The organism is Microcystis sp. LSC13-02, from assembly GCA_002282935.1.
GTDB lineage: Bacteria > Cyanobacteriota > Cyanobacteriia > Cyanobacteriales > Microcystaceae > Microcystis.
This window is the reverse complement of the sequence record MTBT01000221.1, coordinates 1-12,420: the sequence shown is the minus strand read 5'-3', so window position 1 is coordinate 12,420 and position 12,420 is coordinate 1. Positions and strand designations below refer to the sequence as shown.

Annotated in this window: 11 protein-coding genes; 9 read left to right on the top strand and 2 right to left on the bottom strand. The window is 44.7% G+C overall.

The genetic code is table 11. The features are described 5' to 3' along the window. Window positions 1-264 precede the first annotated feature (264 nt). Window positions 265-1,548, top strand: a complete 1,284-nt coding sequence (locus BGL89_RS13695) for a TldD/PmbA family protein (protein WP_286826171.1) — start codon at window positions 265-267, stop codon at window positions 1,546-1,548. 262 nt (window positions 1,549-1,810) lie between these two features. Here BGL89_RS13695 and BGL89_RS13690 read toward each other — a convergent pair whose 3' ends face one another. After that, window positions 1,811-3,493 (bottom strand): hypothetical protein, encoded by a 1,683-nt coding sequence (locus BGL89_RS13690; RefSeq protein ID WP_286826170.1) that lies wholly within the window; start codon window positions 3,491-3,493, stop codon window positions 1,811-1,813. A gap of 174 nt (window positions 3,494-3,667) precedes the next feature. On the opposite strand from BGL89_RS13690, the gene bchD reads away from it, so the two are divergent. The 7 genes from bchD to BGL89_RS13655 all read left to right on the top strand — a co-directional run bounded on the left by bchD (window position 3,668) and on the right by BGL89_RS13655 (window position 10,791). Then, a complete protein-coding gene (bchD, locus tag BGL89_RS13685; protein ID WP_286826169.1) occupies window positions 3,668-5,668 on the top strand; it encodes a magnesium chelatase ATPase subunit D in 2,001 nt (666 codons plus the stop codon). A 370-nt stretch (window positions 5,669-6,038) separates the two neighbouring features. Next, complete coding sequence (locus BGL89_RS13680; protein WP_286826168.1) at window positions 6,039-6,542, top strand: hypothetical protein; 504 nt, start codon at window positions 6,039-6,041, stop codon at window positions 6,540-6,542. Window positions 6,543-6,552: 10 nt separating this feature from the next. Further along, window positions 6,553-7,443 carry a hypothetical protein gene (locus BGL89_RS13675; RefSeq protein WP_286826167.1) on the top strand — a complete coding sequence of 297 codons (891 nt, stop codon included), beginning with the start codon at window positions 6,553-6,555 and terminating at the stop codon, window positions 7,441-7,443. 183 nt (window positions 7,444-7,626) lie between these two features. After that, a complete protein-coding gene (locus BGL89_RS13670) occupies window positions 7,627-8,304 on the top strand; it encodes a hypothetical protein (RefSeq protein WP_286826166.1) in 678 nt (225 codons plus the stop codon). A gap of 265 nt (window positions 8,305-8,569) precedes the next feature. After that, window positions 8,570-8,968 carry a DUF1824 family protein gene (locus BGL89_RS13665; RefSeq protein WP_286826165.1) on the top strand — a complete coding sequence of 133 codons (399 nt, stop codon included), beginning with the start codon at window positions 8,570-8,572 and terminating at the stop codon, window positions 8,966-8,968. Between the two features lie 143 nt (window positions 8,969-9,111). After that, a complete protein-coding gene (ispD, locus tag BGL89_RS13660; protein ID WP_286826164.1) occupies window positions 9,112-9,795 on the top strand; it encodes a 2-C-methyl-D-erythritol 4-phosphate cytidylyltransferase in 684 nt (227 codons plus the stop codon). Between the two features lie 54 nt (window positions 9,796-9,849). Next, window positions 9,850-10,791, top strand: a complete 942-nt coding sequence (locus tag BGL89_RS13655) for a glycosyltransferase family 2 protein (RefSeq protein WP_286826163.1) — start codon at window positions 9,850-9,852, stop codon at window positions 10,789-10,791. Between the two features lie 111 nt (window positions 10,792-10,902). Here the strand turns inward: BGL89_RS13655 and BGL89_RS13650 are convergent, their stop codons facing one another. Beyond that, a complete protein-coding gene (locus BGL89_RS13650; protein ID WP_286826162.1) occupies window positions 10,903-11,076 on the bottom strand; it encodes a type II toxin-antitoxin system HicB family antitoxin in 174 nt (57 codons plus the stop codon). A 188-nt stretch (window positions 11,077-11,264) separates the two neighbouring features. Here BGL89_RS13650 and menB point away from each other — a divergent pair, with 188 nt between their 5' ends. Then, the gene (menB, locus tag BGL89_RS13645; protein WP_286826161.1) at window positions 11,265-12,098 is read left to right on the top strand and encodes a 1,4-dihydroxy-2-naphthoyl-CoA synthase; all 834 of its coding nucleotides are present in this window, start codon (window positions 11,265-11,267) and stop codon (window positions 12,096-12,098) included. Window positions 12,099-12,420: the final 322 nt, after the last annotated feature.

Genomic DNA, 12,420 nt, shown 5'->3' with positions numbered 1-12,420 from the left:
TCTTCTATCAGTGCCGGAGAGGTGGCAGTTTCGTCGCTTTTGGCAATCGTCATTTTTTCGGCCTCTCTAGGTGGGAGTATCCATGTTTTTGACTCTCGATCGATTTTATGATAACTTTTTTGCCAACTTGATCATCTTTGCTCAAAAATATTATTGATGAATAAGCAAAAATTTTTTAACTCGTCGCAGTCTTATTAGCAGCGTTTGCGCCGAAGTGCCGGAGCTTGAGATAATCAGATAGCTATTATCTCAAAAACTATCACCATGACGATCGATCCGCAACAACTCATCGAACTAGCTCTCAAATCGGGAGCGGTGGCAGCCGAAGTTTATCAATCTTCCTCCCTTTCCCATCCCGTTTTTTTTGAGGCTAATCGTCTCAAACAGCTAGAAAGCTCCGAATCCGTGGGAACTGCCTTAAGATTATGGCGCGAGGGTTGTCCAGGGTTAGCGGTGGGTTATGGTGATGTGGAACCTGAAATTTTAGTAGAAACGGCGTTAAATTTATCCTATCTCAATGCCCCGGAAGAAATCGAATTTTCGGCACCACGACAGGCAATCTATGACCCGATTGGGCAAGATGTGGCGGTAGAATCTTTAATCGAGATGGGTAATCAAATGATTGCCCAAATTCGCCAAGTTTACCCTGAGGTTATTTGTAGTGGTGAATGGGAATGTGAACGGGAAATCACCCGTTTAGTTAATTCTCAGGGTTTATATTGTCAATATACCGATACAGCTTTGAGTTATTATGTGGGGATTGAATGGGTGCGGGGGGAGGATTTTCTAGCGGTTTATGATGGGGAATATACTCGCAGTACACCTCATCCCGAAACGGTAATTAAACAGTTATTGCAGCGACTACAATGGGCAGCAAATAATGTGAATAGTCCCACGGGGAAATTACCAATTTTATTGACCGCTAATGCAGTTACCCTGTTATGGGGTACGGTGGCGATGGCTTTAAATGGGAAACATATCTTAGAAAAGTCCTCGCCCTGGAGTGATAAAATCAGTCAATTGGTGATGTCAGAAAAGTTGACTTTATCCCAACAACCCAACCGAGAACCCTATAGTTGTCCCTTTGATGATGAGGGAACTCCCACCAAATTTTTATCTTTAATTGAGGGAGGTAGAGTTAAGGAATTCTATAGCGATCTTACCACGGCCAGATTATTAAAAACTCCTCCGACGGGAAACGGTTTTCGTCCTGGTTTAGGCGTTTATCCGCTGCCAGATTTGGTTAATTTAATCGTGGCACCGGGAGAGGGATCTTTAGAGGATTTAATCTCGCAAATAGATGAAGGCTTAGTTATCGACCAAATTTTAGGTCATGGGGCCGATATTTCAGGCGATTTTTCTGTCAATATCGATCTGGGTTATCGCATAGAAAAGGGCAAAATCACCGGGCGAGTTAAAGATACAATGGTGACGGGAAATGTTTATACAGCTTTGCAGAATTTAATCGCTTTGGCATCTGATAATCAATGGAATGGCTCCTGTTATACTCCCTCGCTAATTGTTGATAGTTTATCGGTGGTGGGGTAAAAATGTTATCAGTTATCAGTTATCAGTTATCAGTTATCAGTTATCAGTTCACCGACTACTTTTTGGGGTTAATTTTTTTGGGCTTTATTTGACCTGAAAAGAGGGGGTCGCAGGCAGGCACGGATTCCCATTATATAAGAAATTATCTGTCAAGTTGCGGGGTTTTGTCAAGCTTTTTTGGAAAAAAAAATTTAACCGACACTCAAGGGGAGAAAATTGTCGGCAGAGATATTATTTAATCTCCCCTTTGAGTCGGTATTTTTTAGCCCGGCATTAACGCTTTAGTTGCCGAGGCACCAAGGCGATTTAATTGCCGATTAATTTGCCATCCGAGGAGGGTTAAACCCAACCACTGACTGAAGATTGCCAAAGCGAAAGAGGGAAGTGTAGCGTACTGAGTAGCGGCAATGGGAAGAAAAGTAAAAAACCATAAAAGCGGAGATTGACTGGGATTAACTCGCAAGACAGCGAAACAGAGGAAAGGGAAAATAATCAAAATGCCGATGCTACTGGCTGCCAGCAAAGCGCGCTTATTTGTGCTGGCTAACATCAATAATTGGGCGATAGCGGCATAGACTAAAATCATGTTCATTGCCAAGAGAAACCCGGCTGCAGTGGCTAGTTTATATTGATGGAGAGGGGCGATAAAAATAGCGGGAAGGATGAATAAAATGGCAATGGCGACGTTAATAGCCATGGCTAGGGTAGAAGGGCTTTTTTCGCCAAAGATTACAGCTTTCCCCAGACTAATGCCCGTTTTTCCTTGCAGATGACGATAGCGCGCCCAATCTTGGATAGTTTGACGAGGGGGAGTGAGGGCAAAAAGGATTAACAAGCCAAAAATCGCCACAAAAACGCTAAGAATCGCAAAATTATCGAAAATATAGCTCGTTTCCAGAGTTTGGAAGACAAAACCCAGGCTAATAGCGCTAAAACAACCCATCATCCAGTAACTTTGGGGTTTACTAACAAGAGTAGCGAGGGGATTATGGAAGCGACGCTGGATAATTCTGGTTAACCCGTAGGTGCAGAGGGCAAAATTGAGCAAAATTAAACTAATACCCGTTGTAACCGATTGCCAGAGAGATTGACCGTACCAACGAAGGTCGAAGACTTGTGGGATTCCTAGATAGCGTACCGCATCGGGGGGGAGAAAGGTAGATTTAACTAGATAGGGAAGGACAAAACTAGGATTAAAGAGAATTAACCAATCAAAGGGGGTACGGGAACCACCATAGCCCGATAAAGTAACAATAGTGCTATAAAACACAAAGATTAAGACTGTCGCGCTGCCTAACCAGGGTTGAAATCCCCCTAACCATGGCGTGGCTAAAGCGAAACTAAGGGCTGCATGATAGAAAAAGGCACAACTAGCGATTAGAACCCCGTAGAAGGCTAAAATTAGGGATAAGGGAATACCTGCTAATAAACCCGCTCCCAAGTGAAAGGGTAAAGCGAGAAGACAGACGAGATAGAGGAGAATGGGAACCCCGAAAATTTTGCCGATAAAAATCGTTTTGGCGGGTTGGGGACTCAGACGGATAAAATTAAGTGTACCCCGGCGTTCTTCCCCGGAAAGATCGGCGATTAATTGATAGGTTCCCACCACTAAAAGAGCGAAAATACCGGTAATACTCAGAAAAGTGAAGATATCTAACCACCATAACCGGGAGATAATCATCCATTCACCATTTAAGTCTTGGATACAGTATTTAAGCCCACTGTAGGGATAATAGTCGTTGTTATTGGGGGGATTAGCGGTACAGTAACGACTAAATCCCGTCCCTACCGGTAAGAGATTTTGATAGTACAAATAAACGAATAATTGACCAACAAGGGAGATAATCGAGGCGATCGAGATATTTTTCGGGGTTAATCTTCCTTGCCATTCTCGCATAATTTGCGGGTTGGTTTCCGTAAGGCGATCGATTATTGTCACTATCATGTTTTTGTCCTCTCTACAGCCGTCATCAGGAGCTAATCCTAGATTAACCCAGTAACTTCTCGATCGGTTTGGGGATGAAGAAATCCATCGAGATGCAGGGAATCAAAAGAGGAAAAGTGCCAGACCAGTGAGCTTCTGTTTTACACTAGAATTTGGCCGCCTGAATCTAGATCTATGCCCACTCTGACCCTCAATTTTCCCCTAACTGCCGTTGTCGGCCAAGAAGCGATTAAATTAGCCCTACTCTTAGCCGCCGTGGATCCCGCTCTAGGGGGTGTGGTAATTGCCGGTCGTCGGGGAACCGCCAAATCAGTCATGGCGCGAGCGATAAATTGCCTACTGCCACCGATCGAAATTATCGCGGGTAATGTCTTTAATTGTGATCCCAATAATCCCGACGAATGGGACGATCGCACCAAAGAAGAATATAGCAGTGGAGAAGTCGCCACGGAAGTTATCCGGGCCCCTTTCGTGCAGATTCCCCTAGGAGTGACCGAGGATCGTTTATTGGGTTCCGTCGATGTGGAAGAATCGGTGAAACAGGGGGAACCAGTCTTTCAACCCGGTTTATTAGCCAGCGCCCATCGGGGAATTCTCTACGTCGATGAAATTAATCTACTTGATGACCAAATTGCTAACCAATTACTAACAGTTTTAAGCGAAGGGCGCAACCAAATTGAACGGGAAGGCATCAGTTTTCAACATCCCTGTAAACCAATCCTGATCGCTACTTATAACCCAGAAGAAGGGGATTTACGAACCCATTTATTAGATAGAATTGCCATTGCGCTTTCCGCCGATGGTGTCCTCAGTTTAGACCAACGAGTAACCGCCGTCAATCAGGCGATCGAGTATGCTGTTTCTCCCACCGCTTTTATCGCCCAATATGCCCAAGAAATCGATGATCTAAAAACCGAAATTATCTTGGCGAGGGAATGGTTAAAAGAGGTAAAAATTAAACCCGAACAAATTAGTTATCTAGTGGAGGAAGCGGTACGCGGTAGGGTGGAAGGTCATCGCGCCGAGATTTTTGCCGTGAGGGTAGCCAAGGCCGCCGCTGCTTTAGAAGGTCGGGATTTAGTCAGTGCCGATGACTTAAAAAGAGCCGTCGAATTAGTTATTGTACCTCGATCGCTGATTACGCCACCACCCCCAGAACAGGAACAACAACAACCACCGCCACCACCGCCACCACCGGAACCGCCCCAAGACGAAAACCAGCAGGAACAGGAAGAAAAAGAGGAGGAGAAAGAGGAAGAAAAAGAACCGGAACAGCCCGATAATCTGCCGGAAGAATTTGTTTTCGACCCGGAAGGGGTTTTACTGGATCCCAGTGTGCTGTATTTCGCCCAGATGGCCCAGCGTCAGGGGAAATCGGGGGCGCGTAACCTGATTTTCTCGGAAGATAGAGGACGTTATATTAAGCCGATGTTACCCCGGGGCAAGGTGAAAAGAGTCGCCGTCGATGCCACTCTCCGGGCGGCCGCCCCCTATCAAAAAGCCCGTCGCTTAAGGAATCCCGAACGTCGTGTGATTATAGAAGAAGGGGATCTGCGCTCAAAACGGTTGGCCCGTAAGGCCGGTTCTTTAATTGTCTTTGTCGTCGATGCCTCCGGTTCCATGGCGCTCAATCGGATGCAGTCGGCCAAAGGTGCGGTTATGCGTCTGTTAACGGAAGCTTACGAAAATCGCGACCAGATTGCGCTGATTCCTTTCCGGGGCGAGCGAGCAGATGTACTATTGCCACCGACCAAATCGATTACCCTAGCGAAAAAACGTCTAGAAACCCTGCCCTGTGGCGGCGGTTCCCCCTTAGCCCACGGTTTAACCCAAGCGGTTCATGTGGGGATGAATGCCCGTTTATCGGGGGATATCGGTCAAGTGGTGATTGTGGCGATTACCGACGGTAGAAGTAATATTCCTTTGGCGAAATCTTTGGGCGAACCGATTCCGGAGGGGGAAAAACCGGATATTAAGGCAGAACTGCTCGATATTGCCGCTAAAATTCGCTCTTTAGGCATTAAACTGCTGGTCATCGATACGGAGAAAAAATTCGTCTCCACTGGTTTTGCCAAAGAATTAGCCCTAAAAGCCGGGGGTAAATATTATCATCTACCCCGGGCCACGGAACAAGCGATCGCATCTATGGCGCGAGGGGCAATTGCGGGACTGTAGCCGGGGTTTGCGGCAAAAAGTTTTCAACTCCAATCCCCGCTTGGGATTTACTTCGACCAAGCCCAAAATCGCTGAAACCCAGATATATCAAGGAAAATCATAAATCGAGGTTAACCCTTTGTCCCGTAATGGTTTGAGCCTTTTTTGCTGACCGAAAACGCATAAGTCCCACTAACGGAAGATTTTTGATTTTTGCAGGAGAGCTAATATTGAGATGTACTCCTAAAAATTAGTTATTGAATCGAATTTTGCTAATTTTCTCTTCTTTTCCCGGTCTGGTGTGAGAGAATCTAGAAAAACTTAACAATAATCAGCAATAAGCGAGAGATATACTACAAACAAACATTAGTAAGTTTTAATTAAGAGAACTATGAGCTTTCGATTTGGCAAAATCTTGATAGCAGGGGTATTGGCGGTACTTTTGCTAGTAACTTCCTGTGCTAAAGCTCCCTCACAATTTGACCAAGCGCAACAAGAAAGTACCGCTCGCGGGGCGGCGGCAGTGGTGAAAGAATCCACCTCTGGCGGCAGTTTTAATCGGTTTTTCCCGCCTTCTGGGGGAGGATACGAGCGCGTCTATACCCAGGAGAAAAAAGGCTTTGCTGAGGCAAAACTGAAGCAAGATGGCAAAGTTCTGGCTATGTTAGCCATATCTGACATCAGCAATAATCCCGCCGCGGCCAATAAATTCCAAGACAGTCAAACCACAATTAAAGGTTTTCCCTCTGTCGAACAGGGTGCAACCGCCACCGCCGTTTTAGTCAATAATCGCTATCAAGTCAAGGTTTTATCGCGGGAGCCAGATTTTTCTTCCAGCGATCGCCAAGCTTGGTTAGCTAAGTTCGATTTAGATGGTCTAGCAAAATTAAAGTAAGGAGACATCCGTGAGTAAGCCAATTTTTGAACTGGTGGACGAATTACCGACGAATAATCTCACCGTCAAAGTTCTCAAAACCCTTGATTATGTCGTGCCGGGACAGTGGGATAACCTAGTCGGGTTTAAAAATACGATTATCAAAGTCACCGGCGAAACCGACGAAAGTATGATTCAACAGATTGGCGATCGAGCCGTTTGGTTGTTTAATGATAAATCCCAGGGCTATCAACGGGCGCTCTGGCTCTACCAAACCATCGACAGCGCCGATAATGCCCTAGCCGCCGCCTCTCTTGCTAATGCCGTCGGTGGTAAAATTCCCCTCATGGGCGGTTTAATCGAAAAATTAACCCCTGCCCCCGAAAAAGCGCAAACCATCGATCTGACCTTGAAATTAGTGACCGAATTAGTCGCTTTTTGTCAAATTAATGGCATTCCGGGGGATAGTATCGATGATTTCGTCGCTTCTCTGGGAGATTATAGCGGCGAATCCCTGATGCGGATGGCGGCGTTAGTTTGTTTGGATGGTTTAATTCCCCTGGGGGGCAGTTTTATCCGGAAAGTGGAATCGAGCTTCAGCATTCTCAGCCCGGAAGAATTAGAATCTAACTCCACTTTCGGCAGTATTAAAGAATTGATTCCGGGGGGAAATACTGCCAGAAAATTAGACTTTATCGGTCAAAGTTTCGACTCCACTAAAGGTTGGATGAGTAGTTTTGTCAGCGATCGCAGTTTGAGCCAGCAGGGATTATTGAGCAAAATTCAGGGATTTATCGACTTTTCTGCTGATAAATTGGTATATGTTGGGGCATTCCTCGATATGACGACTAATTACTATGAACATACCGGTATTCAAACCCTGGCTCGTCGTTTAATCGAAAGAGCCGTGGCGGAAATTTAAGTGGCACCGGGGGCAGGGATGGACAGACCGATACCAAATCGGTTTTTAATAGCATGATTAAGTCCCAATTCAACTTTAAAAACCCAGTTATGGATTGTTTCCCCCTGCTCCGGCACTCACCCACTTTCCTATACCTTTTCCACGGGATTTAGTACAATATACCCTCCTTAGCCCCTCAAGGTCATGAATCAGGCACAACTTATCCATGCCGCTAAACAGCAAGATGCAGCCGCTATTATTGCTCTACTTAACCAAAGTCTCTTAACCACAAAAATAGAGGTTGTTGAAGCCACCCCGCAAGAAAATGTCCTGACTCTAAAAGTTCAATCCAAAAATATACCCAATCAACACAAGTTATTACCTTTTTTGTCGGCAGAAATCAAAAGCTTGAGCATCGATGGATTAGAACAAGTGATCGTTTACGGTATGACCGAGGAATCCGATATCCCCGCTTGGCAAGAATCGATAACCCTGAGTCAAGATGATTTAATCGTCAATCGTGTCACTAAATTAAACTCTTTGCCGACAATAACCGAAGAAATCGCCGAAAATGACCGAGAAGATGCCCCAGAAGCTTTGGAAGACTCTGAAACAACCGAAGAAAAAGCCCTAGAGACACCGGAGGAGTTCACTGAAGCTGCTGAGAATATTGTGGCGACTGGTGAGCGATTTTCCCTATCTCATCGGAGACACTCCTCTTTTCCCCTCAGTATAATTTTGTCTTACCTAGTGATCGGTTTTGGTGCTGGAATTATTATAGGTGCTTACTTTGGCTATCAAAAAGCAGTGAGTGATACTAAATCCGTTGAGCATAGGCTACTTATGAGGACAGGCACTCATTCAATAGGCAATAGGCAATAGGCAATAGGGGGAATAAATAATCATTCTTTAATAACCGGATTTAGTGTGAAATGCCCGCACAACCCGGAGCGCTCGAACAACCCCGATAAATTTTCCTGTCCCCAACCTGATATGATCGAAATTGGCGATCTTACGATTAAGACCAATGCAAAATTTTCCTATCTCTAAACCCCAATGATTTAGGGCTTTTTTTCTTGGGAATTTGTCGGTAAGGACAGCAGCAACAGTTTATTTTTTATCTTTAGCCACACATATCTAACCGCTCATGTCTATTGAAGAAGCCTTGAAACTCCTAAAAGAATATGGATGTATTCAACTAAAAATTACCCAATCCCCTGAAGAAGAAGAAGCTCTAAGACAGGCAATTTTATTAGTTAACCAAGGTTCGGAATCAATTAATTTAGGTATCTGTGCCGATAACAATGAAGAGGGATTTAAAGCCCTGAAAAGTTATCTACAAGCCCTGGGATACCCCTTACCTAATAGTCTCCCAGAAGACCGCCCAGAACAGGGAGCGGTGTATATTAAATACAATACCCGAAGACAAGCTTCCTATCTCGATTCCTATACGGGAACCTATCGCGGTGTCCTGGTTTCTTGTCAGTCAGAAAATGATCAATTAGTCGGTACTTATGGTCACTTGCCCCTCGATTTATTCTCTTAAGAGGCATAGTTTTTGGGTTATTTAAGCGATTAACCATCAGCCGGACAGTGATTACTGTTTACAAATAAGAGGCAAAAAGCTCCCCACTCCTGTCCACTGAATTCTCTTTCCTGACTCTTGTTAACTTTTTACCTGAAAAAAATATGTATTTGTTAATTCCAGCAGCGGGAATGGGTAAACGGATGGGTAGCGATCGCAATAAGTTACTGCTCACCCTGCACGGAAAACCGCTCCTCGCTTGGACTTTGCTGGCTGCCATGCAATCCAGGGCAATTATCTGGATTGGGATTATGGCACAACCGGAAGACTTTGAGGATATCCGAGAAATTATCACCGCCATAAATGCCCTTAAACCCGTGCAAATCATACAAGGAGGCGAAACCAGACAAAAATCGGTTTATAATGGCTTACAATCTCTACCAGAGGGGGCCCAGACGGTTTTAATTCACGATGGGGCGCGCTGTTTAGCCACTCCCGAATTATTCGATCGCTGTGCCGCCGCTTTAGCCACTTGTCAGGGTTTCATTGCGGCGATTCCAGTGAAAGATACGATTAAAATTGTCGATAGCAAGGGCTGGATTGAGGATACACCGGATCGCTCGCGGTTGTGGGCGGCCCAAACGCCCCAGGGTTTTCAGGTAAAATTATTAAAAGAATGTCATGAACAGGGCCGAAAATTAGCTTGGGAAGTCACCGACGATGCCGCCTTATTAGAAAAATGTGGTTTTCCCGTCAAAATTGTCGTCGGTGAAGAAACTAACTTAAAAATTACGACTCCGGGGGATCTGGCCATTGCCGAATATATTTTAAGTCAACGTTTGCCATAAAAGTTTACAGTGATTGTATTAGACTAGGTAGCGGTCAACTCTAGGCGGTCTCTGATGACTTTTCCCTTTATATCAGTAATCATTCCCATCTACAATGGTGAAGATGATCTTCCCGATTTGCTCAAATGTTTGCAAAGTCAAACCTATCTCCGAGAGCAAGTCGAGTATCTCCTCGTAAATAACAATAGCAGCGATCAAACAGGGTCTATTTTAGAACAGGCGGTGATCGAGAGTAAAGGGTCAGGATTTCCGTTAATTGTTCTTACAGAAAATCAGATTCAAAGTTCCTACGCAGCTCGTAATTTAGGCATAAAAACTGCCCGTTATGATCTGTTAGTTTTTACCGATGCCGATTGTCGTCCTTCCTATCAATGGTTAGAAGAAATAGTTAAACCCTTTGGTGATACTGATATTGGTATCGTTGCGGGGGAAATATTCGCATTAACTGGTAACTCGATCCTAGAAAAATATGCTGAACGTCGAGAGATTCTCTCGCCAAAATTTCTCTTAGAACATCCTTTTTCTCCCTACGGTCAAACAGCTAATCTAGCAATTAGAAAAGCCGCTTTCGAGAAAGTTGGTCTATTTCGTCCTTATTTAACCACGGGTGGCGATGCCGATATCTGCTGGCGAATTTTACGAGAAACTCAATGGCAATTAGCCTATGCACCCACCGCCGTTATTTCCCATCGTCATCGTTCGACTATCAAGAGTTTTCGCAGTCAATTTCAACGCTACGGCCGTTCAAATCGCTATTTGCATGAACTACATGGTTGTGATTTACAAAGGAATTTTACCAGTTCCGAATTAATTTATCGTCTCGGTCGTTGGTTATTAAAAGAGCTACCAAAAAATACTCTCAAGTTAATGTTTGGTAAAGCAGATTTAGTAGATTTATTGGCTACTCCCCTCGATTTAATTGGGTTTCAGTCCCGCAGCCAAGGACAAGCCACGGCTAAACTACCCGAAAAAGCTAAAGAAATCGAATGGCTTTAATTCAGTTATCAGTTATCAGTTATCAGTTATCAGATGTGATTTTTCAGTTATCAGTTATCAGTTATCGGTTATCAGATGTAAGTTTTCAGTTCACTGATTACTGATTACTGATTACTGTTTACTGATTAAGGTTTCCTCTATGGTTTCTCCCTGAGTGAAACATCCCGGAAGATCCTTAATTTCTGATACATATCCCCCGTCATCATCAGGATAAATTGTTATTGGATATTTTAGCCTCAAATAAAACTCTAATGATTCCGGCTTAGTTTTATTACTTGTCTTCATATTTTTTACCTCTTTAAAGTTAACAAATAGGATCAATATATTTTGAGTAAATACCCAGAAAATATCAAGAAAGGAATCAGCTTTAAACCTTTTCGGTCAACTATCCATTCCCCTATTCTGGCGATCCAGGCTTCAAAGTGGGGGACAAAATAGGGTAAGGTAAAAAAGCTGTGCCGATAACCGAGACTATGACCGTTGAATGGCAATCCGTCAAAACCTACGAGGATATTCTTTACCATAAATGGGGGGGAATCGCCAAAATCACTATAAATCGCCCCCATAAGCGTAATGCCTTCCGTCCAAAAACAGTTTTTGAGCTTTACGACGCTTTCTGTGATGCTCGCGAGGATGCGCGCATTGGGGTGGTATTGCTCACGGGTGCAGGTCCCCACAGCGACGGCAAATATGCTTTTTGTTCCGGTGGCGATCAGACGGTGCGCGGTCAGGCGGGTTATATTGGCGATGATGGCGTACCCCGGCTCAATGTGCTGGATTTACAGAAATTAATTCGCTCCATCCCCAAGGTAGTTATCGCGCTGGTGGCAGGTTATGCGGTCGGGGGGGGTCATGTTTTGCACTTGGTTTGTGATTTAACCTTAGCAGCGGATAACGCCATTTTTGGCCAGACCGGTCCGAAAGTGGGCAGTTTTGACGGCGGTTTTGGCTCTAGTTATCTGGCCCGGGTAGTCGGTCAGAAAAAAGCTCGCGAGATTTGGTTTCTCTGTCGGCAGTATAACGCCCAACAAGCTTTAGCAATGGGTTTGGTTAACCATGTGGTCCCGGTGGAGGAATTAGAGCAGGAAGGGGTTAAATGGTCCTTAGAAATTCTCGAAAAAAGTCCCTTGGCGATTCGCTGCCTAAAATCGGCTTTTAATGCTGATTGTGATGGTCAAGCGGGTTTACAGGAGTTAGCGGGTAATGCCACTTTACTCTACTATATGACCGCCGAAGGAGCCGAAGGTAAACAGGCTTTCCTAGAAAAACGTCCCCCCGATTTTAGTCAATATCCTTGGCTACCCTAATCAGTTATCAGTAATCAGTGGGAAGAAAGCAGAAAACTGCCAGATAATACTGCTCACTTAATACTCCCTACTCCTACTGATCACGATCACTGATCAGCTATGCTAGTTTAGAGAGAGTAGTTAGGTTCGGTAGCAGCATTGGTTTCAAACAGAAGTGGTTTTTCCCTGATGGCCTTGACTGGGTTGTGTCCGATCTCCTTCTCGAAATGGCTGTAATATTGGGAGACAATCCTTGACATCCTCACCGCCGTAAACGGACGGTGATTCCCAAACCTCACGATTTAGGTTTCTGCTTCTTTCCCTTGCGGGGTTCCGCACCTGC

Excerpts from the sequence above, each read along its gene's own strand:
- BGL89_RS13695 (WP_286826171.1), top strand. The coding sequence starts at position 265 with ATGACGATCGATCCGCAACAACTCATCGAACTAGCTCTCAAATCGGGA.
- BGL89_RS13690 (WP_286826170.1), bottom strand. The coding sequence starts at position 3,493 with ATGATAGTGACAATAATCGATCGCCTTACGGAAACCAACCCGCAAATT.
- bchD (WP_286826169.1), top strand. The coding sequence starts at position 3,668 with ATGCCCACTCTGACCCTCAATTTTCCCCTAACTGCCGTTGTCGGCCAA.
- BGL89_RS13680 (WP_286826168.1), top strand. The coding sequence starts at position 6,039 with ATGAGCTTTCGATTTGGCAAAATCTTGATAGCAGGGGTATTGGCGGTA.
- BGL89_RS13670 (WP_286826166.1), top strand. The coding sequence starts at position 7,627 with ATGAATCAGGCACAACTTATCCATGCCGCTAAACAGCAAGATGCAGCC.
- BGL89_RS13665 (WP_286826165.1), top strand. The coding sequence starts at position 8,570 with ATGTCTATTGAAGAAGCCTTGAAACTCCTAAAAGAATATGGATGTATT.
- ispD (WP_286826164.1), top strand. The coding sequence starts at position 9,112 with ATGTATTTGTTAATTCCAGCAGCGGGAATGGGTAAACGGATGGGTAGC.
- BGL89_RS13655 (WP_286826163.1), top strand. The coding sequence starts at position 9,850 with ATGACTTTTCCCTTTATATCAGTAATCATTCCCATCTACAATGGTGAA.
- BGL89_RS13650 (WP_286826162.1), bottom strand. The coding sequence starts at position 11,076 with ATGAAGACAAGTAATAAAACTAAGCCGGAATCATTAGAGTTTTATTTG.
- menB (WP_286826161.1), top strand. The coding sequence starts at position 11,265 with ATGACCGTTGAATGGCAATCCGTCAAAACCTACGAGGATATTCTTTAC.